The organism is Pseudooceanicola pacificus, from assembly GCF_009789075.1.
Lineage (GTDB): Bacteria > Pseudomonadota > Alphaproteobacteria > Rhodobacterales > Rhodobacteraceae > Pseudooceanicola > Pseudooceanicola pacificus.
On the sequence record NZ_WNXQ01000002.1, the window covers coordinates 393,966 to 418,548 of the forward strand.

The 24,583-nt window shown below is 66.3% G+C and carries 21 protein-coding genes; 7 read left to right on the top strand and 14 right to left on the bottom strand.

The genetic code is table 11. The features are described from left to right. Positions 1 to 154: 154 nt before the first annotated feature. The 5 genes from rsmA to lptF are packed head-to-tail and all read right to left on the bottom strand — an operon-like array spanning position 155 to position 6,766. A complete protein-coding gene (rsmA, locus tag GLS40_RS04890) occupies positions 155 to 997 on the bottom strand; it encodes a 16S rRNA (adenine(1518)-N(6)/adenine(1519)-N(6))-dimethyltransferase RsmA (RefSeq protein WP_160381614.1) in 843 nt (280 codons plus the stop codon). A gap of 36 nt (positions 998 to 1,033) precedes the next feature. Beyond that, positions 1,034 to 2,275, bottom strand: coding sequence for a peptidylprolyl isomerase (locus tag GLS40_RS04895; protein WP_160381615.1), 1,242 nt, complete (start codon positions 2,273 to 2,275; stop codon positions 1,034 to 1,036). A gap of 29 nt (positions 2,276 to 2,304) precedes the next feature. Then, on the bottom strand, positions 2,305 to 4,512 hold the full coding sequence (locus GLS40_RS04900) for an LPS-assembly protein LptD (RefSeq protein WP_160381616.1): 2,208 nt from the start codon (positions 4,510 to 4,512) through the stop codon (positions 2,305 to 2,307). Beyond that, the gene (lptG, locus tag GLS40_RS04905; RefSeq protein ID WP_160381617.1) at positions 4,509 to 5,606 is read right to left on the bottom strand and encodes an LPS export ABC transporter permease LptG; all 1,098 of its coding nucleotides are present in this window, start codon (positions 5,604 to 5,606) and stop codon (positions 4,509 to 4,511) included. The genes GLS40_RS04900 and lptG overlap by 4 nt, the downstream gene beginning before the upstream one ends. Further along, a complete protein-coding gene (gene lptF / locus GLS40_RS04910) occupies positions 5,603 to 6,766 on the bottom strand; it encodes an LPS export ABC transporter permease LptF (RefSeq protein ID WP_160381618.1) in 1,164 nt (387 codons plus the stop codon). Before lptF ends, lptG begins: the two co-directional genes overlap by 4 nt. Before the next feature lie 155 nt (positions 6,767 to 6,921). Here lptF and GLS40_RS04915 point away from each other — a divergent pair, with 155 nt between their 5' ends. Together GLS40_RS04915 and GLS40_RS04920 are read left to right on the top strand one after the other, a co-directional pair. Further along, the gene (locus GLS40_RS04915) at positions 6,922 to 8,394 is read left to right on the top strand and encodes a leucyl aminopeptidase (RefSeq protein ID WP_160381619.1); all 1,473 of its coding nucleotides are present in this window, start codon (positions 6,922 to 6,924) and stop codon (positions 8,392 to 8,394) included. A 4-nt stretch (positions 8,395 to 8,398) separates the two neighbouring features. Continuing rightward, on the top strand, positions 8,399 to 8,866 hold the full coding sequence (locus GLS40_RS04920) for a DNA polymerase III subunit chi (protein WP_160381620.1): 468 nt from the start codon (positions 8,399 to 8,401) through the stop codon (positions 8,864 to 8,866). A gap of 155 nt (positions 8,867 to 9,021) precedes the next feature. Here GLS40_RS04920 and GLS40_RS04925 read toward each other — a convergent pair whose 3' ends face one another. Further along, positions 9,022 to 10,041 carry a GlxA family transcriptional regulator gene (locus tag GLS40_RS04925; RefSeq protein ID WP_160381621.1) on the bottom strand — a complete coding sequence of 340 codons (1,020 nt, stop codon included), beginning with the start codon at positions 10,039 to 10,041 and terminating at the stop codon, positions 9,022 to 9,024. A 162-nt stretch (positions 10,042 to 10,203) separates the two neighbouring features. Here GLS40_RS04925 and GLS40_RS04930 point away from each other — a divergent pair, with 162 nt between their 5' ends. After that, positions 10,204 to 11,580, top strand: coding sequence for a class II 3-deoxy-7-phosphoheptulonate synthase (locus GLS40_RS04930; RefSeq protein ID WP_160381622.1), 1,377 nt, complete (start codon positions 10,204 to 10,206; stop codon positions 11,578 to 11,580). A 277-nt stretch (positions 11,581 to 11,857) separates the two neighbouring features. Beyond that, positions 11,858 to 12,463, top strand: a complete 606-nt coding sequence (locus GLS40_RS04935) for a hypothetical protein (RefSeq protein ID WP_160381623.1) — start codon at positions 11,858 to 11,860, stop codon at positions 12,461 to 12,463. Positions 12,464 to 12,558: 95 nt separating this feature from the next. Here GLS40_RS04935 and GLS40_RS04940 read toward each other — a convergent pair whose 3' ends face one another. Beyond that, positions 12,559 to 13,218 (bottom strand): PAS domain-containing protein, encoded by a 660-nt coding sequence (locus GLS40_RS04940; RefSeq protein WP_235905772.1) that lies wholly within the window; start codon positions 13,216 to 13,218, stop codon positions 12,559 to 12,561. 318 nt (positions 13,219 to 13,536) lie between these two features. Here GLS40_RS04940 and GLS40_RS04945 point away from each other — a divergent pair, with 318 nt between their 5' ends. The 3 genes from GLS40_RS04945 (at position 13,537) to tsf (ending at position 16,627) form a co-directional block, all read left to right on the top strand. After that, positions 13,537 to 14,415: a YicC/YloC family endoribonuclease gene (locus tag GLS40_RS04945; protein WP_160381781.1), complete on the top strand. Its 879-nt coding sequence runs from the start codon at positions 13,537 to 13,539 to the stop codon at positions 14,413 to 14,415. A gap of 358 nt (positions 14,416 to 14,773) precedes the next feature. Beyond that, the gene (gene rpsB, locus GLS40_RS04950) at positions 14,774 to 15,556 is read left to right on the top strand and encodes a 30S ribosomal protein S2 (RefSeq protein ID WP_160381624.1); all 783 of its coding nucleotides are present in this window, start codon (positions 14,774 to 14,776) and stop codon (positions 15,554 to 15,556) included. Positions 15,557 to 15,751: 195 nt separating this feature from the next. Then, entirely contained in the window at positions 15,752 to 16,627 is an 876-nt protein-coding gene (gene tsf / locus GLS40_RS04955; protein WP_160381625.1) for a translation elongation factor Ts, read from the top strand. 449 nt (positions 16,628 to 17,076) lie between these two features. Here the strand turns inward: tsf and GLS40_RS04960 are convergent, their stop codons facing one another. The 7 genes from GLS40_RS04960 to GLS40_RS04990 form a co-directional block, all read right to left on the bottom strand. Then, a complete protein-coding gene (locus GLS40_RS04960; RefSeq protein WP_160381626.1) occupies positions 17,077 to 17,832 on the bottom strand; it encodes a LuxR family transcriptional regulator in 756 nt (251 codons plus the stop codon). A gap of 352 nt (positions 17,833 to 18,184) precedes the next feature. Then, on the bottom strand, positions 18,185 to 18,871 hold the full coding sequence (gene phoB, locus GLS40_RS04965; protein ID WP_160381627.1) for a phosphate regulon transcriptional regulator PhoB: 687 nt from the start codon (positions 18,869 to 18,871) through the stop codon (positions 18,185 to 18,187). 2 nt (positions 18,872 to 18,873) lie between these two features. Next, a complete protein-coding gene (phoU, locus tag GLS40_RS04970) occupies positions 18,874 to 19,620 on the bottom strand; it encodes a phosphate signaling complex protein PhoU (RefSeq protein WP_160381628.1) in 747 nt (248 codons plus the stop codon). Positions 19,621 to 19,639: 19 nt separating this feature from the next. Continuing rightward, complete coding sequence (gene pstB / locus GLS40_RS04975) at positions 19,640 to 20,437, bottom strand: phosphate ABC transporter ATP-binding protein PstB (protein ID WP_160381629.1); 798 nt, start codon at positions 20,435 to 20,437, stop codon at positions 19,640 to 19,642. 17 nt (positions 20,438 to 20,454) lie between these two features. Next, entirely contained in the window at positions 20,455 to 21,816 is a 1,362-nt protein-coding gene (gene pstA / locus GLS40_RS04980) for a phosphate ABC transporter permease PstA (RefSeq protein WP_160381630.1), read from the bottom strand. Beyond that, the gene (gene pstC, locus GLS40_RS04985) at positions 21,813 to 23,279 is read right to left on the bottom strand and encodes a phosphate ABC transporter permease subunit PstC (RefSeq protein ID WP_160381631.1); all 1,467 of its coding nucleotides are present in this window, start codon (positions 23,277 to 23,279) and stop codon (positions 21,813 to 21,815) included. Before pstC ends, pstA begins: the two co-directional genes overlap by 4 nt. A 114-nt stretch (positions 23,280 to 23,393) precedes the next feature. Then, positions 23,394 to 24,434: a substrate-binding domain-containing protein gene (locus tag GLS40_RS04990; RefSeq protein ID WP_160381632.1), complete on the bottom strand. Its 1,041-nt coding sequence runs from the start codon at positions 24,432 to 24,434 to the stop codon at positions 23,394 to 23,396. Positions 24,435 to 24,583: the final 149 nt, after the last annotated feature.

The following is a 24,583-nucleotide window of genomic DNA, read 5'->3' on the forward strand; positions in this document are numbered from 1 at the left end:
GCGACCGGCCTTTTCGTTTTGCGCCATCCCGGCAGGCGGTGAGCGGAGCAAGAAACCTTTCCCGAATCGCGGCCCGCCCCAGGGGTCATCCGGCCGGGTGAACGCCCCGGCGTTGACGGCGAGGGGCACAGGGCAGCCTGTCAGCGCGCGCGGTTCAGCCCGCGGCGACCGCCCGGGCGAGGGCGCAGAATGCCTCCAGCGGCACCTGTTCGGCCCGTTCGGTCGGGGCGATTCCGGCGGCGATCAGCCGGTCCTCGATATCCGGTGCCAGGCCCTTCAGCGCCGCGCGCAGCATCTTGCGCCGCTGGTTGAAGGCGGCGGCGACCACACGTTCCAGCACCTTGGGGTCCGCCGGATAGCGCGGCTCGGGCAGGGCCGTCAGATGCACGACGGCCGAGGAGACCTTGGGCGGCGGGGTAAAGGCTTCGGGCGGGAGGGACAGCACGATCCGCGCCTCGGCCCGCCACGCGGCGAGCAGCGCCAGACGGCCGTAGGCCTTGGAGCCGGGCGTGGCGGTGATGCGTTCGGCCACCTCGCGCTGAAACATCAGCGTCAGGCTCTCCCAGAACGGCGGCCATTCCGGCGGGGTGAGCCAGCGCACCAGCAGCTCGGTCCCGACATTGTAAGGCAGGTTGGCCGCGATACGGATCGGCGGCGTCAGATGGGCCAGCGGGTCGATCTTGAGCGCGTCGCCCTCGATCACCTCCAGCCGGCCGGGATAGGCCTCGGCGATTTCGGCCAGGGCAGGCAGGCAGCGGGCATCCTTTTCGATCGCCAGTACCCGGCGCGCGCCCTCGGCCAGCAGGCCACGGGTCAACCCGCCGGGCCCGGGCCCGATCTCCAGCACGTCCGAGGCGCTCAGATCGCCCGCATGGCGGGCGATCTTGGCGGTCAGGTTCAGGTCCAGCAGGAAGTTCTGGCCCAGCGACTTGCGCGCCGACAGGCCATGCGTCGCGATGACCTGGCGCAGCGGGGGCAACCCGTCTATCGCCGACACGGCATCAGCCCCGGGACCGGCCTGAAGGGCGCGGGCTCAATAGATCTCGATCTGCGCTTCCGAGCGCAGCTGCGACAGGTAGGTTTCTGCATAGCGGCCGATGCGTTCGTTCTGCAGCCGGGTCAGCACGTCGCGCCGGTTCTGATCCCCGGCCGACGAGGCGGTCTTGCGGTTGCACAGCATCAGGAAGACCAGCGTCTGACCGTTCGACCGGGTGAGCGCCGTCGAAACCTCGTTGGCATCCAGCTTGGCCAGTTCGATGGCGATGTCCTGCGGGATCTCGCCGGGCTTCTTGCTGCCACGCTCCAGCACGCTTTCGGGCTGACCCTTGGCGATGCCGTACAGGTCGTTGCAGGTGTCGACCTGCGCCCTGACCTTGGCCGCCCGGGCCAGCGCCTCGGGGCTGCGGCCCCCGGCGATGTAATAGGCGGCATATTCGATCTCGGTCACGTCGGGGGCGGAATAGGGCCCTTCCTCGATGGCGCGCAGCTGGAACAGGGCGATGGCACCCTGCACCGGCAGCGGCGGCGTCACCTCGCCCGGTTTCAGGCCAAGGATCACCGGGCGCAGGGCCGGCGGCAGGTTCGACACCTGCATCCAGTTGATGCGCCCGCCGGCGGCCCCGGTGGGCGCGGCGGAATATTCGCGAGCCGCGCGGGCAAAACCGTCGAAGCTGGTGATCTGGGACAGCTCGTCCGCCAGCGCCTGTGCCTGGGCTTCCTGGCCCTGGGGCGCGGGAATGAAGATTTCCGACAGCAGCACGCGCAGGCTGGAGGCGCCGGTGCCGCCACTGTTGGCGATGGCCTTGTCGATTTCGTCGTCCGAGATGTTCACACGCGCGCCGAACCGCCCGCGCACCAGTTCGCGCCACATCAGGCCGGGGCGGACAAAGTCGCGGAAGGTCTGTTCGGACACGCCGTTCTGGCCAAGCGCGGCGATGAACTGGTCGGCATCCAGATTGGCCCGCTGGGCGAATTCCTCCATCCCCGCGCGGACATCCTCGTCAGACGCGGTGATCTTGAACTGCGCGGCGGCGTCCAGCTTCAGCCGGTCGTCGATCAGCTGTTCCAGCGCCAGCTTTTCGACATTGCCGGGGGTGCGCAGCAGCCTGAGCATGGTGGCGCGCTGGTCCAGTTCATAGCGCGTGACAACCCGGTCGTTGACCTTGGCCACGGGCGCGAACAGCCCCTGGGCGGCCGCCGGAGAGGCCATCGGCAGCAGGGTTGCGAGGGTCATGAGAACGGCAAGACAGAGCTTGGCGGCAGGGAAACGGGTCATGTGTGCTCGACGTCTTCTGGTCTGAGGTCCTATTTGCAGGACCGGTTATAGGTTTCGCCCCCGGTCTCCATGTTCAGCCCGCGCAGGATGACCGTGAAGGCAAAGTCGGTCGACGGCTCGACGATAGTGGAAGAGGTAAACCGATGCGAGACCGAAAGCTGCACCTGGAGGCATTCGTTGGTGTAAGTCAGCCCGGCCCCGGCATAGGCCGACCTGTCGTTGGCCACGTCGTAACGCCAGTTGGCCGATCCCACAATGTTGCGCGAGACCTTGAAGGCGCTGTCGATGGACCATTCCGAGACCAGCGAGCTGCGCCCCTCGGACAGGTCGACGCCCTGCCAGATATAGCTGCCGCCAAAGGCGAAGCGGGGCTTGATATAGGCGGCGCGGGCCTCGGCCTTGTTGACCTGGCCTTCCTCGAAGAAGACCCCGCGCGCGGTGAGCGACAGGCCGTTGGGCGCGCGGAACTGGCCGGCGACCAGCAGATCCGAAGTGGTGCCTGACAGGCCCGACGAGGTGGTGAAATTCGGATCCGCCTCGTGGCGCATGACCTTGCCGAAGGTCAGCGAGCTGGTCCAGCCCGCCGGCGTCACCCGCGACCAGGTCAGCCCCAGTGCGGCAGAGGGCCCGCGCTCGCGCCGGTCGACGGCGGGGAATCGCGACAGGGACAGCAGGTTGGCTTCGTCGAATTCGACCAGGGTGCTTTCGTCATTGGCCACGTCCAGCGGACTGCCGCCGACCCAGCCGAACTGCGCCACCGGTTCGATTACATGCACCGCGCCGGTGGCTGTGGTCTTGGAAAACGGCCAGCGCAGGGTCACGCCCACCCGGGGCGCCACCCCGGTCTGCGATGCGGGCAGACCGGCATCCTGCGCCGTGTGGAAGCTGTCGATCGCCACGCCGGTTTCCAGCCCGACGCGCAGGCCCTCCGGCAGGGTCCAGTTGCGCAGCCAGGCGGCATCCACCGTCAGCCGGGTCACGTCGCGGCCGTCCACGATGCTGTCGGCGTCGTTGCTGTCGGTGTCCAACTTGGAATAGCGGAAATGGTGGTGGGCATCGACGCCCAGCCGGATTTCGCCCCCCAGCCGCGCGGGGAAATGGCGCTGCTCGAAATCCGCGTCCCCGGTGATCGAGGCGATGGTGGCGTTGTCCTCGTCGACCCTGAGGGAGTGGTAATGCGACAGGCGAATCGCGCTGTACTGGTTGCTCGACGCGCGGGCGATCTTGACGTCGCTGTCCAGCCGGTCCTTCGAGGAATAGCCGTACTGGGTCAGATAGGCGTCATCCGACACCGCCTCGATATCGAAGGAAAACACATAGTTGCGGGGCAAAGCGAAGCTGCCGTCGGCAAAGACATAGGCGCGGGTCTCGTCCTGCATCAGGCTGTCTTTGGAAAAGGCGCCCTTCACCTCCATGTTGCCGGTGCGGAAGGCCTGCCGGTAGCGGTATTCCAGCGTCGTCGTCTCGGCCGAGAGATAGGGCGTCAGAGTGATGTCGCGGTGATCGCCCAGGGTGATGAAATAGGGCAGCTTCACCCCGGTATCGAGCTGGGTGTTCTGGTTGATCGAGGGGATCAGAAAGCCGGTCGCGCGGTCCACGGTCGGGTCCGGCACCCGCAGCCAGGGCAGCCAGAAGACAGGGAAACCAAAGACTTCGAACCGGGAATTGTAGATATAGACGCGTTTCTTTTCCTGGTCGTGCAGCACGCGCTTGGCCCGGATCTGCCACAGCGGCGCGCGCCCGTCGCAGACATGGCACGAGCTGATGGTCGCCTTGTAGGCCTGCGAATAGGCCCCGTCGATCCGGTTCAGCTGATAGGCCGACACCTGAAGCTGCTGGTTCAGCACCAGCTGCGCCCCGGTGACGATGCCGTTGCGCAGGTCGGCGTCCAGCTCGGCCGCGTCGGCGATCAGAACCGCCTCGCGCCCGTTCTGGCTGATGGTGATCGGGCCTTCGACGCTCAGCTTGCCCGCGGCCCGGTCATAGACGATGCGCGCCGCGCGCAGCCGCACGCCGTCCTGCAGCGCCTCGACATTGCCCTCGGCGATCACGGTGTCCTGCCCGTCGAGGAAGACCTTGTCGGCCACCAGCAGCGCAGGCCCCGAGGCCTCGGCCCCCGCTTCGGGCGCGTTCTGCGCGACGACCGGCGCGGGCAGGGTGCCAAGGCCCAGGGCAAGCGCCAGGGGCAGGGCGCCCAGCCTGGTGCGCGGGCGTCTTGCGGGGGCGGTACGTGTCATCCGTCCTCCATGTGCAGCAACAGGCCAAGGGCCAGCAGGATGGACGCGGCGGGCGGTGCCCAGGCGGCCAGCATGATGGGGATTTGCCCATTCTGACCAAGGATTTGCGCGAAGTTCCTGATGTAGTAAAGGGCAAATCCCAGCAAGATCGCCGTCAGCACCGCCACGCCGGTCCGTCCGAACCGCACATGGCGCATGGTGAAGGCGGCCGAGATCAGCACCATGGCCACCATGAACAGCGGCTTGGACAGTTCCATCTGGTACCAGACCGCGTGGCGGCGGGCGGAAAAGCCCGCGGCTTCAAGCTGTTGGATGTAATCCGGCAGGTCCCAGAAGGAAATCGCCGAGGGCTTGCCGAAGGTGTCGCGGATCCGGCTTTCGGTCAGATCGGACGGCACCTCGTAGAATTCGAAGCGTTTCGATTCCGCCTCGGCGTTCACATTGCGGCCCAGGGGCCAGACCTTGGCGTCCTTCAGCTGCCACGCGCCGTTGGCGATGGCGGCGCTGCGCGCCTCGATCCGCCGCACCGGTCCGGCGCCGGGGGCATAGGTCAGCAGCGTCAGGTCATAAAGCGTCGTCGCCTCGGCGTTCGAGCGCGCGGCGCGGATCACCGTCTGCCCCTCGCTGCCGCCCTGGCGCAGCCAGAGCCCCTCGGCGCTGATCGACAGGATCGAACCGCCCCCGGTGCGATAGCTTTCCGACAGTTCGGAATAGCGCTTGGTGGTGGCCGCCACGATGGGGTTGTAGATCGCCAGCGCCAGCGTGCCGATGATCAGCGCGACAAAGGCCGGCGCCACGAGGCTGCGCAGGGCCGAGCGCCCGGCCGCGCGGGTCACCACCAGTTCGGAGGTGCGCGACAGGCCCAGAAACAGCGTGGCGGTGGCCAGGATCATCACCAGCGGCATGAAGGTGTACAGCCCGTCCTGCACGTTCAGCAGCACCAGCACGACGATCTGGCCAAAGCTGACGTCGCTGTCGGTATAGCGGCGCAGCTGATCGACCAGGTCGATCAGCGACAGCAGCAGGAAGAACAGCAAGGTGATCGCGGCAAAGATCCGCAGGAACTTGCGGGCGAAATAGAGGTGCAGGATCATGTCGGCGTCACCTCGGCCCCGGTCTCGCCGCCGGGCGGGGCGACCCGCCGGGCGCGGCCGCTCCAGGCCAGCTGCGCCATCGAGATCCCCAGCCCCAGGACAATCGGCAGATAGATCAGCGGCCAGAGCCGGGCATCGTCGCGCACCGGGTCGACGATCACGCTTTCCACGATCTTGAGCAGCACCAGCAGCAGCACGGCGGCCACGACCTGCCGCCAGACCCCGAAGCGGCTGAACCCGCCCACCAGCAGGGTCGAGAACCCGATCAGCGCCGAGACCGCGCACATCAGCGCCTGCTGGAACCGGCCATGCAGCTCGTCGGCGATGCGCCCGGCGGACTGGCCGGAAATCCGCTCCACCTCGCCCGGCTGGGCCATCAGCATCCAGCTGGGCATGGCCCGCACATCCGGCCCGGGCGGCGAGCCGCTGCCCAGCATCGCGCTAAGATCATAGGCGAAGTCATTGAAATGCGTGGTGAAAAGGTGCTGCGTTTCGACCTGATAGCTTTGCGACAACCCGTCGATCATCACCAGCTTGGGATCCGGGGGCTCGCCGGCCTCTTCATCCGCGCCGTTCACCAGATAGGCCTTGTCGGCGGTGAAGGTCTGCGGTTTCAGCGGGTTCGAGCGGTCCGACAGGAAGACGTCGTTCAGCGTCCCGTCAGTGTCGATCTGGCGGATGTAGAAGGTCACGCCGCTGGACGGATGGGTAAAGGTCCCCTCGACCAGCAGCTGCGCGGTGACATTCTCGGCCACCGCCTGTTCGCGCTGCTTGAGCTGCGCCAGCGACACCGGCACCAGCAGATGCGTCATCACCGACATCATCAGCCCGACCAGCAGGCCAAAGACCAGCACCGGCCGCGCCAGCCGCCAGGGCGAAAAGCCCGTGGCCTGCATCACCACCAGCTCGCTTTCGCTGCTCAGCCGGTTGGTGACATAGACGGCCGCGGCAAAACTGGCGATCGGCAGGATGGTGCGGATCACATTGGGCAGGGTCAGGGCCGAGAATTCAAGGAACAGCATCGCCGACTGGCCGTCGCCGATGAGCCGGTCGAAAATGCGCACCGCGCCGTTGATCCAGAAGACGAGGACCAGCACGAGGGCGAAGAATCCGAACAGCACCATGAGTTGCGACAGCAGGTACCTGTCGAAGCGTGCCAAGAAGTCGTCCCCCTGCTGCAGTCCCGGTCTGCCCCGGGACCGCGTTTCGCGCCAGTGTTACAGGAATTGAAACCGGTGGAAAACTCCTATCTGGTCAAAGCCATGACCCGGCGGTAGCGTTCCGCCGACCTCTTCAGCAAGTACGGAGCACGCCAGTGACCGACCCGGTTTCCATCTCATTCCAGGCCACCGACCTCGACGCCATCGCCGAGGCCCAGGGCATTGTCGCCGTCCTCGTCGAGGCGGGCGGCAAGCTCGATCCGGCGGGACGGCGGGTGAACAAGCTGACCCGCGGTGCGCTGGAACGGCTGGTGCAGGGTGCGGCCTTTGGCGCCAAGAAGCCGGGCGAGGGGATGACGCTGGCCTGTCCCGTGGGGATGAAGGCCGACGCGGTCCAGGTGATCGCCCTGCCGCGCGGCCCCTCGGTGGCCGAGGCGCGCCGCGCCGGTGCCACCTTCGCCAAGGTGCTGGGGACCGCGGGCGGGCTGCTGCTGGCCGGCAACACCCGCCGCGTCGCCGACATCGCCCTGGGCTGCGCCCTGCGCGGCTATGATTTCGACGCGCAACGGACCAAGAAGGCCGACCCGCGCGGCGCCGTCACCGTGATGGCGACGAAGTTCGAGGACGCCGAGGCCGAAGCCGCCCCCCTGCTGGCCGTGGCGCAGGGCGTCTTCTTCACCCGCGACCTGGTGAACGAACCCGCCAACGTGCTGACCACCACCGAATTCGCCAACCGCCTCTCTGCCCTGGCCGATCTGGGGGTCGAGGTCGAGGTGCTGGAAGAGGACCGGCTGGAAGAGCTCGGCATGGGCTCGCTCCTCTGCGTGGGCCTCGGTTCCGCCAGCCCCTCCAAGGTCGTGGTGATGCAGTGGAAGGGCGGGGCCGAAGGCGAGGCCCCGCTGGCGCTGGTCGGCAAGGGCGTGGTCTTCGACACCGGGGGCATTTCCCTGAAACCCGCCGCCGGGATGGAGGATATGACCATGGACATGGGCGGCGCCGGCGTCGTCTCGGGCGTGATGAAGGGCCTGGCCCTGCGCAAGGCGCCCGCCAATGTCGTCGGTCTTGTCGGCCTGGTCGAGAACATGCCCTCGGACCGCGCCACCCGCCCCGGCGATGTGGTCAGGTCGATGAAGGGCGACACGATCGAGGTGATCAACACCGATGCCGAGGGGCGGCTCGTCCTGGCCGATGTGCTCTGGTACACGCAGGAGCGGTTCGCGCCCGCGGGCATCGTCGACCTCGCCACCCTGACCGGCGCGATGATCATCGCGCTCGGGCATGAAAATGCCGGCGCCTTCTCGAACAACGATGCCTTCTGCAATGCCTTCCTCAAGGCGGCCGAATCGGAATGCGAAGGCGCCTGGCGCCTGCCGATGGGTCAGGCCTATGACGATCAGCTGAAAAGCCGCATCGCCGACATGAAGAACGTCGGCGGCCGGCCCGGCGGCTCGATTACCGCCGCGCAGTTCCTGCGCCGGTTCGTCAAGGACGAGGTGCCCTGGATCCATCTCGACATCGCCGGGGTCGCCTCGCTGAAATCCGACTCGATGCTGGCGCCCAAGGGCGCGACGGGCTGGGGCGTTCTGGCGCTCGACCGGCTGGTGCGCGACGGGTTCGAAAAGGGCTGATCCCGTGGGCGCTGCCTATTTCTACCACCTGACGCGGCAGCCGCTGGAACAGGCCCTGCCGCGCCTGCTGGAGCTGTCGCTGGCCCGCGGCTGGCGCGTCGCCCTGCGCGGCCGCCAGGACCGGCGGATGGACTGGCTGGACCAGAAGCTCTGGCTGGGCGACGACCAGGGCTTCCTGCCGCATGGCCTCGCCGGCGGTCCCCATGACGCGCTGCAGCCCGTGCTGCTGACCACAACCCCCGACCGTCCCAACGCCGCCGCCTGCGTGATGAGCGTGGACGGCGCCGAGATCACCCCCGACGAGGTCCGCAGCCTCGAACGCTGCTGCATCCTCTTCGACGGCGGCGATGCCACCGCGCTCGAACGCGCCCGCGCCCAATGGCGCGACCTGACAGCCGCCGGCTGCGCCGCGCAATACTGGTCCGACGAGTCCGGCAGCTGGCAAAAGAAATCCGAACGCCCGCAATCCTGACACCCCGGCCCCGCCAGGCGCACCCCGCCTGCTTCCTCTGGCCGGAAATATCCTCGGGGGGTGAATTGCGCCGCAGGCGCAAGAGGGGGGCGGACAGCCCCCCTTTCCCCGGCCGGGGCGCGCCCCGCGCCCGGCCACCCCTCAGCGCCGCGAGATCAGATCGACAACCGCGCCGCGTGGCTCCCGCGCTCGCGATAGGGCGTCGTCTCGTAATGCGCCCGGTAACATTTCGAGAAATGCGAGGGCGAGGCAAACCCGCAGGCCAGCGCCACGTTGATCACCGACATGTCGGTCTGCATCAGCAGGTTGCGCGCCTTCTGCAGCCGCAGTTCCATGTAATACCGCTTGGGCGACCGGTTCAGGTAGCGCCGGAACAGCCGTTCCAGCTGCCGGGTCGACATGCCCACGTCCTTGGCCAGGATCGAGGGGCTGATCGGCTCCTCGATATGGCTTTCCATCTTGTGGATCACCTGGCTCAGCTTGGGATGGCGCACGCCGATGCGGGTCGGCACCGACAGCCGCTGCGTGTCCTGGTCGGTGCGGATCGAGGAATAGATCAGCTGATCCGCCACCAGATTCGCCAGATCCTCGCCGTTGTGATCCGCGATCAGCTTCAGCATCAGGTCGATGGAGGAGGTTCCCCCGGCGGTGGTCAGGCGCGGGCCGTCGACCACGAAGACCGACTTGGTCAGGTTCACCTCCTCGAATTCCTCCGAAAAGCTGTCCTGGTTTTCCCAGTGGATCGTCGCGCGCTTGCCATCCAGCAGCCCGGCCTTGGCCAGCACATAGGCGGCAGTGCAGAGCCCGCCGACCGTCAGCCCCTTGCGCGCCTCGCGCCGCACCCAGTTCAGCAATCTGCGCGAGGTTTCGTCCTGCACCGCGATGCCCGCGCAGAGCAGCACGGTATCCTCGCGCGACAGCTCGCCCAGCGGGCCGTCCACGGCAAAGGTCGTCCCGGCCGAGCACGAGACCATCTCGCCATCCTCGCTGGTCAGGGTCCATTCATAGAGCGGCAGGCCCGACATCCGGTTCGCGATGCGCAGGCATTCCATCGCCGAGGCAAAGGACAGCAGCGAGAAATTGTTCAGCAGGACAAAGACGAAACGTCGGGTTTTGGGCGCCGCGGCCGGGGCGGCGAGGGGGCTTTTGCGGTCGGTCGTTCTGGTACTGGGCATGAGGAACCGTGCGATAGGGGTCTGGCGGCCATGTTTCCAAGGGGTTTGAAGCAACAGGACAGAAGCCGTTAGCGCCGTCAAGTGTCGCATTTCTCCTGTGGCCATATCGGCGGACGATTTGTATAAGGCACGCCTCACACCCAGCGAGTGGAGTAGGAGACGATGGGCAATTGGCAGAAATCCGGCTGGCGCGCGAAACCGCGGATCCAGATGCCGGACTATACCGACGCCGCCGCCCTGGCGGAGGTCGAGGCGAAACTCTCGAAATACCCGCCGCTCGTCTTTGCGGGCGAAGCGCGGCGGCTCAAGGCAGCCCTGGGGCAGGCGTCCCGTGGCGAGGCCTTTCTGCTGCAGGGCGGCGACTGCGCCGAGAGCTTCGACCAGTTCAGCGCGGATGCGATCCGCGACACCTTCAAGGTGATGCTCCAGATGGCGATGGTGCTGACCTTCGGCGCCAAGGTCCCGGTGATCAAGGTCGGCCGCATGGCGGGCCAGTTCGCCAAGCCCCGGTCCGCCCCGACCGAGGTGATCGACGGCGTGGAACTGCCCAGCTATCGCGGCGATATCGTCAACGACCTGGGCTTCACGCCCGAGGCGCGGATCCCCGATCCCTCGCGGATGTTGCAGGCCTATACCCAGTCCGCCGCCACGCTGAACCTGCTGCGGGCCTTTTCGACCGGGGGCTATGCGGATGTGAACGAGGTCCATCGCTGGATCCTCGGCTTCACCGAAAGTGACGAGGCCGAACGCTTCCGCGACATGGCGAATCGCATCACCGACGCGCTGGATTTCATCCGCGCGGCCGGTGTCAGCGCCGAGCGGCAGCACACGCTGCGGCAGGTGGATTTCTACACCTCGCACGAGGCGCTGCTGCTGGAATACGAAGAGGCGCTGACCCGCGTCGATTCGACCACCGGCCAGTGGCTGGCGGGGTCGGGTCACATGATCTGGATCGGCGACCGCACGCGGCAGCCGGACGGCGCGCATGTGGAATTCTGTTCGGGCGTGCAGAACCCGATCGGCCTGAAATGCGGCCCCTCGATGGAGGTGTCGGATCTCAAGAAGCTGATGGCCAAGCTGAACCCGCGCAACGAGGCCGGGCGCCTGACGCTGATCGCCCGGTTCGGCGCCGGCAAGGTCGGCGAGCACCTGCCGCGCCTGATCCGCGCGGTCGAACAGGAGGGCGCCAAGGTCACCTGGGTCTGCGACCCGATGCATGGCAACACGATCAAGTCGAATTCGGGCTACAAGACCCGCCCCTTCGACAGCGTGCTGCGCGAGGTGCAGGAGTTCTTTGCCATCCACCGGGCCGAGGGCACGGTCCCCGGCGGGGTGCATTTCGAGATGACCGGCCTGGACGTGACCGAATGTGTCGGCGGCGTCATGGCTGTCAGCTATGAGGACCTGTCGGATCGGTATCACACCGCCTGCGACCCGCGCCTGAACGCGTCGCAGTCGCTGGAACTGGCCTTCCTGGTGGCCGAGGAACTGACCGAGATGCGCCGCCTGGGCCAGGTGAAACCCGCCGCGGTGATCTGAGCACAGCGCAACGTCATGCGCGCCGGCCCTGCGCCGGCGCCTCACCGGGCGGCGGGCCATCCCGCCGCCCGTTTTGCTTGCGTACGGGCGGGCCCTTTAGCGGGGATCTCGCTTTCGTGTTCTGCGCCCGCGCCTTTCCGCCACCCCCGATCCCGGTTTTCCGCGGTCCGCCGCCGGTGGCCCGGCGGTCCCGTGGACCGGGGGAACGGATGGCCGCGCCGCTGGTTCGCCTTCTGCCCGGCAGCTCCCGTGCCGGGGAATCGAGAGGAGAACCAAAATGCAACTCAAGCATCACACCGCAATCGCCGCCCTGATGGCCGCCTTCATGGCCACCGGAGCCGTGGCGCAATCGGCCAACGCCAGTGCGACCGGGTCCGCCAATGCGACTGACAATTCCGGTGTGGCCGCAGGCGCCGGCAGCGAGATGGGCCAGTCCATGGACGGCACCGAACCGAAGCAGACCTATGGCCTGGGTTCGGGCACTTCGCAAACCGCGTCCGACACGGGCGGCGCGTCCATGAGCGACGGCGCGGACAACGGCATGGGCATGGCCTCGGCCGAGGGGGTCAAGTCCTACGGTGACCTCGTGTCCAGCCTGCGCAGCGATCAGACGGCAAATGCCGACCTGTCCGGCTTTGCCGAGGGGGACGAGATGACAGTGGCCCGCCTGTCGGCCCTGCAGGGCGAGGCGGCCGATAATGCCGAGGGGCTGGACCAGGCCATCGCCGAGAACCAGGACAAGGTCGACGAGATGCGCGATTCCATCGCCGCCAATGCCGACCTGGTCGCGGCGCTGGATGCCGAAGGCTTCACCGCCGACCAGGTGGTCGCGGTGGACGAATCCGGCGGTGCGCTGACGGTCTATGTCGACGACACGATCTGAGTGTTTGCCCGGGGGGCCGCGACGCATCATGCGGCCCCCCGGGCAGGGGCCCCGTACCGCCCGGTGCGGGGCCCTTGTCCTGCCGTCCCGCGCGATCAGTCCTCGGACCGGTGCACCAGACGCAGATGCGGGTGCGCGGCGGGCGCGGCGGGTTCGAACCTTGCGGCGTCCTCGGCCAGATCGCTCACCCGCAGCGCCTCCACCCGCGGTTCGACAGCTGCGCCGATCAACGGCCTGACCTCGCTCTGCTCCACCACGAACCGCCGCGGCGCGCGTCCGATGGCGCCCCGCGTCGACAGGCAGCCAAGCGCGCGCGAGATGTCGCCCAGATCGCTTTTCATCGGCAGCAGGATCATCCGGGCGTCGATGGCCGGCTTGCCGACCCCACGTTCCGCGCTCAGCGACAGTTCGGCTGTGGCGGGGCCGTCAAAGACCTGTTCCAGCACGTCGCTCGCCAGGTTCCGCGCGGCGGGGGTGAAGAACGAGGAAATCGGCATCCCCCGGACCTCCATCCCCATCAGGTCCGACAGGTGCGACCCGGCGATGCGCAGCCGCGCGATGCCCGGCGCGATCCGTTCCAGGATAAAGGCATATTCCAGCGAGCGTTCGATCCCGCGCGGGTCGATCTCCGAGCGGCGCGGGACAAGGCGCCCGGCGCGCAGCGCCTGCCAATAGCCCTCGACCTCGCGGATCGAGGGGTGGCGGTGATCGCTCATGAAAGCGGACATGTCGATGACGTTGCGATCTCGTTCCATTGTGGCAAGCTGTTCCGAACTGGCATTGGCATTCTACCCTCTCTCGTCAGCCCGGCATCCTGCGGACCCACCCAGTGTCACCATCGGGCCCGGCGTCAGCATCGGGTCATGATTAACAGTAGGTTGAGAGAAGTTACTCGACCATTAACATGCCAGCTTTCGCGACAAATTTGGGAAAAATCCCCGGCAATGGTTAACCCGCCTCCGCTCCGCCGGGCCGCAGATTGCCGGCGGGCGCCGGGGCCGGGCGGCTTGCGAGGGGGCGCCGCTGCCCGTAAGTGTCCCCAAACCCTGACCGAGGAGCACGAGATGCAGTCGATGACCGGCTTTGCCACTGGCCGCGGAACCCACGGGCCGCATTCCTGGAGCTGGGAGCTGCGCAGCGTGAATGCGCGCGGGCTGGACCTGCGCCTGCGCCTGCCGGACTGGATCCCCGGGCTGGAGATGGCGCTGCGCGGCGCGCTGAATGGCGCCGTGGCGCGCGGCAGCGTTTCGCTGAACCTGCGCATCACGCGCGAGGAGGGCAGTTCCACCCTGGCGCTGAACGAGCCGCAGGCGACGGCGGTGCTGGACGCGCTGGCCCGGATCGAGGAGCTGGCGCTGGACAAGGGCATGACCCTTGCGCCTTCGCGCGCCGCCGATGTGCTGGGGCTGCGCGGCGTGCTGGAGGCCTCGCAGGAGGCCGACGAGACGGCGCCCCTGCTGGCCGCGCTGATCGCGGATTTCGCCCCGCTGCTGGAGGATTTCCTGGCCATGCGCCGTTCGGAAGGGGCGGCGCTGAACGCGCTGCTGTCGGCCCAGATGGACCAGATCGGGACGCTTTCGGCCCGCGCGGGCGAGTTTTCCGAGGCGCGGCGCATCCAGGCCGCCGGATCGCTCAGGGCCGCGCTGGCCCGGGTGATGGAGGACGCGCCCGAGGTGGACGAACAGCGCGTCGCGCAGGAACTGGCGCTGCTGGCCGTGAAGGCCGACGTGACCGAGGAGCTGGACCGCCTGGGCGCGCATCTGGATGCCGCGCGGGAGCTGCTGGCCGCCGAGGCCCCGGTGGGGCGCAAGCTGGATTTCCTGACCCAGGAGTTCAACCGCGAGGCCAACACCCTGTGTTCCAAGTCCCAGAACGCCGAGCTGACCCGCGTGGGGCTGGAGCTGAAGGCGGTGATCGACCAGTTCCGCGAGCAGGTGCAGAACGTCGAGTGATCCCGGGCGGCGGATGCAGTGCGCGGTGGCGGTCCGGGGGATACGACCCGGCCGCCGGGCCTGCCGGTCAGCTTCCGGCAGGGGGCGAACCGGACATGATGGCCAACCGCCCGCGGGGCGGCTGGCGGGGCAGGGGGGCTGTCTGCCCCCCATCGTCCTGCGGACGAATCCCCCCGAGGATATTTCCGGCCAGAGGAAGATCGGAACCGGGCTTGCGGCGGCCGGGGGGAGGGTGTAAGGGAACGCCACTCACTTCGCAGGCGGGGTTGGGTGCACGGGGGAGACATCCCCGGACATCCGCCGGTTGACCATCTGGTCTCTCTCCCCGCCGAGGCATGAAACCGGAAAGGACATATGCATGGCTCTGCCTGAGTTCTCCATGCGTCAGCTGCTGGAAGCTGGCGTTCACTTTGGCCACCAGACGCAGCGCTGGAACCCCCGCATGGGCGAGTTCATCTACGGCGCGCGCAACGGCATTCACATTCTCGACCTGACGCAGACCGTCCCGATGCTGGACGCGGCGCTGAACGTGATCCGCGAGACCGTCGCCAAGGGCGGCCGCGTGCTGTTCGTCGGCACCAAGCGCCAGGCCTCGGCCCCCGTTGCCGAAGCCGCAGAGAAATGCGCGCAGTACTACATGAACCACCGCTGGCTGGGCGGCACGCTCACCAACTGGAAAACCGTCTCGCAGTCGATCAACCGCCTGAAGCAGATCGACGAGCTGATGGAAAACGGTGCCGAGGGCCTCACCAAGAAAGAGCGCCTTGGCATGGAACGCGAGCAGGCCAAACTGCAGGCCTCGCTGGGCGGCATTCGTGAAATGGGCGGCGTGCCCGACCTGCTTTTCGTCATCGACGTCAAGAAAGAGCAGCTGGCCATCGCCGAAGCCAACAAGCTGGGCATCCCGGTTGTCGCCATTGTCGACACCAACTGCCCGCCCGATGGCGTGGATTACATCATCCCCGGCAACGACGATGCGGCACGGGCGATCTCGCTCTACTGCGATCTCGTCAGCCGCGCCGCTCTGGACGGCATGACCGCGCAGATGGGTGCGGCCGGTGTCGACCTGGGCGCCCTGGAAGAGGCCCCGGTGGAAGAGGCCGTGGCCGAGGCCGCCCCGGCGGCCGACGCCGGCGCCTGATTCCGGGCGGCAGTGTCAAGGAACTGTCATCGGCCGCGGGCATATCCGCGGCCGGACGCTTCCGGACAGGACCGCGCGGACAAGGATACCAGGACCGGGACCGCGCGCGATGTGCGGACGGAACGATCCGGATTATCAGGATGGTCGCGGCCGGGTGCCGCGGCCTGACCCAATTGAGAACTTAGGAGAGCCCCAATGGCGATCACTGCTTCGATGGTGAAGGAACTGCGCGAAACGACCGGCGCAGGCATGATGGACGCGAAGAAGGCACTGACCGAGACCGATGGCGACATGGAAGCGGCCATCGACTGGCTGCGCACCAAGGGCCTGGCCAAGGCCGCCAAGAAATCGGGCCGCACCGCGGCCGAGGGCCTGGTGGCCGTGGCGGTCGACGGCGGCACCGGCGTCGCGATCGAGGTGAACTCGGAAACCGACTTCGTCGGCAAGAACGCCGAATTCCAGGCGATGGTTGCCGATTTCTCGAAGGCGGCCCTGTCGGTTGGCGATCTGGACGCGCTGAAAGCTGCCGACCTGGGCGGCAAGACGGTCGAGGCCACCCTGACCGACAAGATCGCCAAGATCGGCGAGAACATGACCCTGCGCCGGATGGCCAAGCTGGAAGGCGCGCAGGTCGTGTCCTACGTGCACAACTCGGTTGCCGAGGGCATGGGCAAGATCGGCGTTCTGGTTGCGCTCTCGGGCGAGAACGAGACCTTCGGCCGCCAGGTCGCCATGCACATCGCCGCCGCCAACCCGGCCTCGCTGGGCGAAGCGGATCTCGACCCGGCGCTGGTCGAGCGCGAGCGCAACGTGCTGACCGAGCAGGCGCGTGAATCGGGCAAGCCCGAGGCCGTGATCGAGAAGATGATCGAGGGCCGGATGAAGAAGTTCCTGTCCGAAGTGACCCTGCTGGGCCAGGCCTTTGTCATCGACCCCGACAAGACCGTCGCCGCAGCCGCCAAGGACGAAGGCGTCGAGGTCACCGGCTACATCCGTCTCGAAGTGGGTGAAGGCATCGAGAAGAAGGAAGAGGATTTCGCCGCCGAGGTCGCCAAGGCCGCGAAAGGCTGATCCGGGGACCGGGCAGGGCGCCCGGGTCCCAGAGACTGCAGGAACGCCGGTCCATCTGGGCCGGCGTTTTTCTTTTATTGTGGATTTTCATGATCTTGTGGCGCGCTGTTAAAGCGGAAACGGTGCCGATCTCTGAGATCGACACCGTCCGCTATCGTCCGCCCCATTTTAGATGGGGATGAGATGAGGCGGTCCGACGTGCCGACCGGATGGCGACAATACACCACCGGCCGGCGTCCGGGTTTGACCGGCCGATCCGCGGACACCTGCCGAATACCAGGGCCTCGAACCGGATGTTCCATGGCATCAAAGCCACCACTCACGGAACACCGTCAGATTGACCTGTTACGTTGCGTCACGAAAGTAAGGGAATCCTTACCTTTCGGTCAAACTCGGGGTCCAAGGGGCTGAAACTATGGAATTCCTTACCCGGCGGAAAATGGCCGTGGTCAGAATTCCAGCACGAACATCTGGTTCAGGAACGCGGCCTTAAGCACCGCCTGGGCGGTGGTTTCCACATTCAGCGTCTCGCGCGCGAGGCGCAGGTGCTTTTCCACGGTGGCGGCCGTCAGGCCCATCAGCAGCGCGATGTCCTGCGTGGTCTTGCCGTCGCCGACCCATTGCAGGGCCTCGCGCTGGCGCTTTGTCAGCTCACGCGAGGGGCCGCTGTAGGGCAGGGTGAGGATCTTCAGATGCGCCACGTTGTTGAAGATGACAATGTCGCGCCCATGCACCGCCCAGATGGCGTCGGCCTCGTCCTGGGTCATGCCGGTGCGCGCGGTCAGCGCGATGGCGCCCTTGGTGCGTGGCGATATGCTCTTGAAACTGATCGAATAACCGGCGGTGACGCCCATCGAGCGGTTGAACTGGATGACCTTCTTTTCACTCTCGGTCAGCGTGCCGCTCATCGTCATCTCGGCCAGGATACGCCAGGAACAGTCGCCTTCGTGCTCCAGCGCCCATTTCACCATCGGCGCGTGGAAATACAGGCCCTGGCCCATGAAGACATCGGTATAGGCGTTCGAGTGATTGGTCAGGATCACGAAATCCTCGGGATCGCCCAGCGAGGTCGTCGTGCGGTAACGTGTGAAGCCATAAAGCAGACGGTCGAAGCCATAGCTTGCCATCTTGTCGCAATGCAGGGTCCAGAGCTCTTCGATGGACTGCGCGTTGGTCAGTTGTTCGAGGTAGTCCCGGCGCGACATCAACAGGCCCCCGGAAACGGGATCAACGGGATGGAACGCGACGGGGCGCGGTCCGATATGGCCGACTCGAATTGCATCATTGGAAACTTCCCTCGTGGGGAGTCTTTTAATCCCGTGCCACAGCAGATGTCGAGAGCGTGAATGCCCGTGTTACCGAATGAGAGCAGCGCATCTGCCTGCTATTCTTGGATATTGATCAGCCCGGCGGCACACAGGCCGCGATGCGGGACCGTGCGGCGGGTTCATCAAATATTTACCATAATACCGATTATCGGAAACACCTGTGGGCGATGCGGGGGCTGGCGTTTGGACCGCGCGCGCCCCGCGCCCACGGGTGTTCATCCGATCTGGATCAGCCGAGCGCGTATCCGGCGCCGCGCACGGTGCGCAGCGGATCGTCACCGCCGTGCTGGCACAGCGCCTTGCGCAGCCGCCCGATGTGCACGTCCACGGTCCGCGTGTCGACATAGATGTCGCGGCCCCAGACCCGGTCCAGCAGCTGTTCGCGCGACCAGACGCGGCCCGGTTTCTCCATGAAGGTCGACAGCAGCCGGAACTCCGTCGGCCCCAGCTTCAGCTGGTGGTCCGACCGCGTGACGCGATGCGTGTCGCTGTCCAGCACGATGTCCTCGTACTCCAGCCGCTCGCCCACCGTCGAGGGCCGCGTGCGGCGCAGCTGAGCGCGCACGCGGGCCATCAGCTCGACCACCGAATACGGCTTGACCACATAGTCGTCCGCCCCGGTTTCCAGGCCGCGCACCTTGTCGACCTCCTCGGACCGGGCCGAGAGCATGATGATCGGCACGCCGCGCGTTTCGGAGCGGGTCTTGAGCTGGCGGCAGACCTCGATGCCCGAGACATTGGGCAACATCCAGTCGAGCACGATGATGTCCGGCGCCGCCTCGTTGACCAGCATCAGCGCCTCTTCGCCATTGCCGGCCTTGGCGACGCGAAAGCCCTCGGCCTCCAGGTTATAGGCCAGGACCTCGCGCTGCGCCGGTTCGTCTTCGACCACCAGCACGGTGGGTTGTTCGGCCATGGTCAGTCGTCCCCGTCCGCATCGGCCCAGGCGGCCTCGGGCGCGACACGCGGGTCGGTCGAGGTCTTGTCCCCCTTGGGCCGGGGATCGTCGGGCGTCTCGCCCGACACGAGATAGATCACCTGCTCGGCGATCGAGGTCACATGGTCGCCCATGCGTTCGTTGTTCTTGGCGATGAAGTGCAGATGCATGCACGCCGTGATGTTGCGCGGGTCTTCCAGCATGAAGGTCAGGAATTCGCGGAACAGTGCGTTGTACATCTGGTCCACGTCCTTGTCGCGGTTGATGACCTCCTGCGCCAGAACCGCGTCACGCTGGATATAGGCGTCCAGCGCGTCCTTGAGCATCAGCTGCACCTCGCGCGCCATGCGGCGGAGCGAGGCATGAGTGCCGGCAATCGGCGACATCTGCACCAGAACGCCGGTCCGCTTGGCCATGTTCTTGGCATAGTCGCCGATGCGTTCCAGGTTGGCCGAGATCTTCATCACGGTCAGGACGATGCGCAGATCAATGGCCGTGGGCGAGCGCAGCGCGATCAGCAGCGCGGCCTCTTCGTTGATCATCTCTTCCAGCGCGTCGATGGCGCGGTCCCCTGCCCTGACCTTCTCGGCCAGTTCCTCGTCGCGGTTTTCCAGCGATTCGGCGGCGCTCAGGATCGCCTCCTCGACAAGGCCGCCCATCTTCATGATACGCGCCTGGATACCTTCGAGGTCGCGGTCGAAGGCGCTTGCGATGTGTTGGTCGTGCATGAATGCCTCCCGGGGCGTCTCAGCCGATGCGGCCGGTGATGTAGCTTTCGGTCCGAGGATCGTTCGGATTGGTGAAAATCTGACCTGTCATGCCGTATTCTACCAGGTTGCCCAGGTGGAAGAACGCGGTCTTCTGGCTGACCCGTGCGGCCTGCTGCATCGAGTGCGTCACGATCACGACCGAGAAATTCTCGCGCAGTTCGTCGATCAGCTCTTCGACCTGGCCGGTGGCAATCGGGTCGAGCGCGGAACAGGGCTCGTCCATCAGCAGCACTTCGGGTTCGGTCGCGATGGCGCGGGCGATGCACAGGCGCTGCTGCTGGCCACCGGACAGGCCGGTGCCGGGCGCGTGCAGGCGGTCCTTGACCTCGTTCCAGATGGCGCCACGGCGCAGCGATTTCTCGACGATGTCGTCAAGATCGGCCTTGGAACGCGCCAGCCCGTGGATACGGGGGCCGTAGGCGATGTTGTCGTAGATCGACTTGGGGAACGGGTTCGGCTTCTGGAACACCATGCCCACCTTGGCGCGCAGCTGCACCGGATCGACGCGCTTGTCGTAGATATCCTCGCCGTCCAGCAGGATCTCGCCCTCGACGCGGCAGATGTCGATGGTGTCGTTCATCCGGTTCAGGCAGCGCAGAAAGGTCGACTTGCCGCAGCCCGACGGGCCGATGAAGGCGGTGACGGTCTTGTCCTCGATCTGTACGTCCACGTCCTTGATGGCATGCGTGTCGCCATAATAGACCTGAACCTTGTTCGCGGAGATCTTGATGGCCTTCTGGCCGATCTTGGCTTCGGAGTTGGGAGAGTCGTACATGTTCATAGGTCCTTACCTTACCACCGACGCTCGAAGCGGCGACGCAGGATGATGGCGATGATGTTCATGGTCATCAGGAAGAGCAGCAGGATGATGATCCCGCCCCAGGCCCGTTCGTAATAAGCGGGATCGGCCCGCTTGGCCCATTCGTAGATTTGTGCCGGCATGGCAGAGTTGGGGGCCAGGAAGCCGGATGCAATACCGTCGGGCGCATTCGACGCAATGAAGCCCACCATGCCGATCAGCAGCAGCGGCGCGGTTTCGCCAAGCGCCTGCGCCAGGCCGATGATCGTGCCGGTCAGGATGCCGGGCATGGCCAGCGGCAGCACATGGTGGAACACCGCCTGCATCTTGGACGCCCCGACGCCAAGGGCTGCGTCCCGGATCGAGGGCGGCACCGCCTTGAGCGAGGCGCGCGTCGAGATGATGATCGTCGGCAGCGTCATCAGGGTCAGCACCAGCCCGCCGACCAGCGGGGCCGACTGCGGGAAGTGCATGAACTGGATGAAGACCGCCAGACCCAGGATACCGAAGACGATGGAGGGCACCGCCGCCAGGTTCGAGATATTCACCTCGATCAGGTCGGTCCATCGGTTCTTGGGCGCAAATTCCTCAAGGTAGATCGAGGCGGCGACGCCAATCGGCAGCGACAGCGCGAGCACCACGAGCATCATGAAGAACGAGCCGATCATCGCGACACCGATGCCCGCCTGTTCGGGCCGGCTCTCCGAGGCATCGGCGCCGAAGATGAAGGCCCAGTTGAACTGTTTCTTGATCAGCCCGGCGGCCTGCAGCTGGTCCACCAGGTCCAGATGTTCGGCATCCAGGTTCTTGTCGCGCGCCAGGCTGTCACGGGTCACGCGGCCCTTGAGGTAGCCATCCACCCGCGACGAGGCGAGCATGCGGAATTCGATGGTCTTGCCGATGTCGTCGGGGTGCTGCAGCACGTAGTCGCGCAGCTGTGCCGGCGCCGAGGCCGAGACCAGGTTGCGCAGATCCTTCTGTTTCTCGAAGGGCGAGTCGATGCCGTTTTCCTCCAGGGCCCGCGCGACCGCCACCTCGATCAGCGGCGCGTAGCCAAAGGTGGTCACCTTGCTCAGGTCCGCGGGGTCGCGGTTGCCGTTCTTGTCCAGCTTGGCCTCGGGCAGCTCCACCGGGATGGTCAGGAAGGTCTGGGTGAAGGCCGGCGTGCCGTTGCGGATGATCGCGAAAAGCAGCGCGACCAGGAAGATCAGGCCGATGCCGACCGCGGCCAGGCCATAGGCCTTGAACCGGGCCTCGGCGGCATTGCGGCGCTTGGTCCGCACATCGGCCGCCAGCAGCGACGACGGATGTTTGGGTGCGGGCGCGGCGCCGGCGGGATTGGTTGCGTCGGTCATTCGTATTGCTCCCGATAGGTCCGGACGATCCAGAGCGCAAAGACGTTGAGTGCCAGGGTGATCACGAAGAGCGTCATGCCCAGGGCAAAGGCCACCAGCGCCTCGGGCGAGGCAAAGTCGGCATCGCCGGTCAGCTGCGACACGATCTTGGCGGTCACCGTGGTCATGGCGTCGAAGGGGTTGAGCGACAGCCGTGCCGCGGCCCCTGCCCCCAGCACCACGATCATCGTCTCGCCGATGGCGCGCGATGCCGCCAGCAGCACGGCGCCCACGATGCCCGGCAGTGCCGCGGGCAGCACGACCTGACGGATGGTTTCCGACTTGGTCGCGCCAAGGCCGAGCGATCCGTCACGCATGGATTGGGGGACCGAGTTGATGATGTCGTCGCTGAGCGAGCTGACAAAGGGGATCAGCATGATGCCCATCACAAGGCCCGCGGTCATCACGGCGGTGCCGCCCTGCATCCAGCCCAGGCCCCCCTGCTCGCCAAAGACCGAGACGAGCAGCGGCCCGACGGTCAGCAGCGCGAAGAGGCCGTAGACGATGGTGGGAATACCGGCCAGCACTTCCAGCAGCGGCTTGGCAAAGCCGCGCACATAGGGCGAGGCATATTCCGACAGGTAGACGGCGGCGAAGAGCCCGATCGGCACGGCCACGGCCAGGGCGATCAGCGAGATGTAGAAGGTGCCCCAGAACAGCGGCAGGATGCCCAGTTCCGATCCGCCACCGAACGACGGCGACCAGGTGGTGCCGAAGAAGAAGTCCATCGCCGGGTAGAGCTTGAAGAACTCCACCGTGTTGAAGATCAGCGACAGCACGATGCCCACCGTGGTCAGGATCGCCAGCGAGGCCGCCCCGATCAGCAGGGCCATGACGACCTTTTCCACCGAGTTGCGGGCGCGGAACTCGTGGTTGGTCTTCCAGAGCGACAGGCCAAGGCCCGCCAGTGCGGCCAGGATCACCAGCGCGTTGCGGATGGCGTTGCCGGTGGCGTTCAGCGCGCGGTAGCGCTGCGCGGCGGTCAGCGTGGTCCGGTCGACATCGGATCCGAGCGCCACGCCGATATCGGCCAGGCGGCTGCGGACGTCGGTAAACTCGGTCCGGATCGAACTGGCCTCCTCGCGGGTCAGCGCGTCACGCTCTACCGCCAGGTCCAGCCCGTCGGCCACGCGGCGGACGTCGGACATGATCAGCGACAGCTCGCCCCGGTCCGCATAGCGGTCCTGCGGGATCATCGACTGGACGCGGTTTTCGATCAAGGCGGGCTGGGCGATCAGCCAGACCACCAGAAGGATCAGCGCCGGCACCAGCGCCGAAAGCGCGACGTTGAAGGCATAATAGGAGGGAAGCGAATGCAGGTTGCGGATATCGCCGCCGGCCGAAGCCATGGCGCGACCGCGTCCCAGCACGAACCCGACCGCGGCAAGTGCCACGACGATCAGGAAGATCAAACTAGCGGACATAAAGACCTCACCGGGGTCAGTGAAGGGAAACGCGCCGGACCCCTGCTGGCAGCATTGTCCAGTCGCGCGGAAAAGCGGACGGCACCGGAGTGGCGCCGCCCGCGAAGGGGTCGATTACATCGACGAACCCATGGTGTTCTCGTCGGCGACGACAGCCTGAGTCTCGGCCAGCTCGGGGTCGGAGACCAGGCCGTATTCGCTCAGCGGGCCGTCGGGGCCTGCCATGTCGTCGGAGACGAAGAATTCGGCGAATTCCTTCAGGCCGGGGATCACGCCGATATGAGCTTTCTTGACGTAGAAGAACAGCGGACGCGACACCGGGTATTCACCCGAAGCGATGGTCTCGGTCGAGGGGGCAACGCCGCCCATGGTCGCGACCTTCAGCTTGTCGGTGTTGTTCTCGTAGAACGCCAGGCCAAAGACGCCGACGCCGTTGGCGTTGCTGTCGATGCGGGCCAGGGTCTCGGTGTAGTCGCCGTCGATGTCGACCGACTTGCCGTCGGTGCGCACGGCCATGCAGGCGTGCTCGGCCGCGTCTTCGTCCATGCCGCTGTCAAGGAAGCCCTGCATTGCGCCGGTGTCTTCGCAGCCCTGCTTCAGGACCTTTTCCTCGAACACTTCACGGGTGCCGTGCTTGGTGCCGGGGATGAAGGTGATGATTTCCTGTGCCGGCAGGTCGGGGTTCACATCGGCCCAGGTCATGTTGGGGTTGTCGACGACCTTGCCGTCCACGACGACCTTGGCGGCCAGCGCCTTGAACCAGTCGGAGGGTTCGAAGGCGGTGAATTCCGGGCCGTTCAGCTGCGAGGCGAAGACGATGCCGTCATAGCCGATGCGCACTTCGATGATGTCGCTCACACCGTTGTCGGCACAGGCCTTGATTTCCTTTTCGCGGATCTGGCGCGACGCGTTGGCGATGTCGATGGTGTTCTCGCCCACGCCTTCGCAGAAGCGCTTCAGGCCAGCCGAAGACCCGCCCGATTCCACGACCGGGGTCGGGAAGTCGAAATTCTCGCCAAAGGCTTCGGCAACGATCGATGCGTAGGGAAGGACGGTCGACGACCCTGCAACCTGCACCTGGTCACGCGCGGCGGCCGCCGTGGCGGACACTGCAGCGATGGCCACGGCCGACGCGGTGAGTTTCATGAAAGACATTCGGATTGCTCCTGAAGTGTAAGGTTTGCCTTGATCACCATCCCCGGGTGACCCTGCCTGCGTCCTAGTGCTGATGGACAATGCTTTTGTGAACGTTATGTAACGGTTTCATGACAGCGGGGGTGCCGTTGCGGAAATTCGTTAACTTT

Excerpts from the sequence above, each read along its gene's own strand:
- GLS40_RS04895 (WP_160381615.1), bottom strand. The coding sequence starts at position 2,275 with ATGACCCGTTTCCCTGCCGCCAAGCTCTGTCTTGCCGTTCTCATGACC.
- GLS40_RS04900 (WP_160381616.1), bottom strand. The coding sequence starts at position 4,512 with ATGACACGTACCGCCCCCGCAAGACGCCCGCGCACCAGGCTGGGCGCC.
- lptG (WP_160381617.1), bottom strand. The coding sequence starts at position 5,606 with ATGATCCTGCACCTCTATTTCGCCCGCAAGTTCCTGCGGATCTTTGCC.
- GLS40_RS04925 (WP_160381621.1), bottom strand. The coding sequence starts at position 10,041 with ATGCCCAGTACCAGAACGACCGACCGCAAAAGCCCCCTCGCCGCCCCG.
- GLS40_RS04930 (WP_160381622.1), top strand. The coding sequence starts at position 10,204 with ATGGGCAATTGGCAGAAATCCGGCTGGCGCGCGAAACCGCGGATCCAG.
- GLS40_RS04935 (WP_160381623.1), top strand. The coding sequence starts at position 11,858 with ATGCAACTCAAGCATCACACCGCAATCGCCGCCCTGATGGCCGCCTTC.
- GLS40_RS04940 (WP_235905772.1), bottom strand. The coding sequence starts at position 13,218 with ATGGAACGAGATCGCAACGTCATCGACATGTCCGCTTTCATGAGCGAT.
- GLS40_RS04945 (WP_160381781.1), top strand. The coding sequence starts at position 13,537 with ATGACCGGCTTTGCCACTGGCCGCGGAACCCACGGGCCGCATTCCTGG.
- rpsB (WP_160381624.1), top strand. The coding sequence starts at position 14,774 with ATGGCTCTGCCTGAGTTCTCCATGCGTCAGCTGCTGGAAGCTGGCGTT.
- tsf (WP_160381625.1), top strand. The coding sequence starts at position 15,752 with ATGGCGATCACTGCTTCGATGGTGAAGGAACTGCGCGAAACGACCGGC.
- GLS40_RS04960 (WP_160381626.1), bottom strand. The coding sequence starts at position 17,832 with ATGTCGCGCCGGGACTACCTCGAACAACTGACCAACGCGCAGTCCATC.
- phoB (WP_160381627.1), bottom strand. The coding sequence starts at position 18,871 with ATGGCCGAACAACCCACCGTGCTGGTGGTCGAAGACGAACCGGCGCAG.
- phoU (WP_160381628.1), bottom strand. The coding sequence starts at position 19,620 with ATGCACGACCAACACATCGCAAGCGCCTTCGACCGCGACCTCGAAGGT.
- pstB (WP_160381629.1), bottom strand. The coding sequence starts at position 20,437 with ATGTACGACTCTCCCAACTCCGAAGCCAAGATCGGCCAGAAGGCCATC.
- pstA (WP_160381630.1), bottom strand. The coding sequence starts at position 21,816 with ATGACCGACGCAACCAATCCCGCCGGCGCCGCGCCCGCACCCAAACAT.
- pstC (WP_160381631.1), bottom strand. The coding sequence starts at position 23,279 with ATGTCCGCTAGTTTGATCTTCCTGATCGTCGTGGCACTTGCCGCGGTC.
- GLS40_RS04990 (WP_160381632.1), bottom strand. The coding sequence starts at position 24,434 with ATGTCTTTCATGAAACTCACCGCGTCGGCCGTGGCCATCGCTGCAGTG.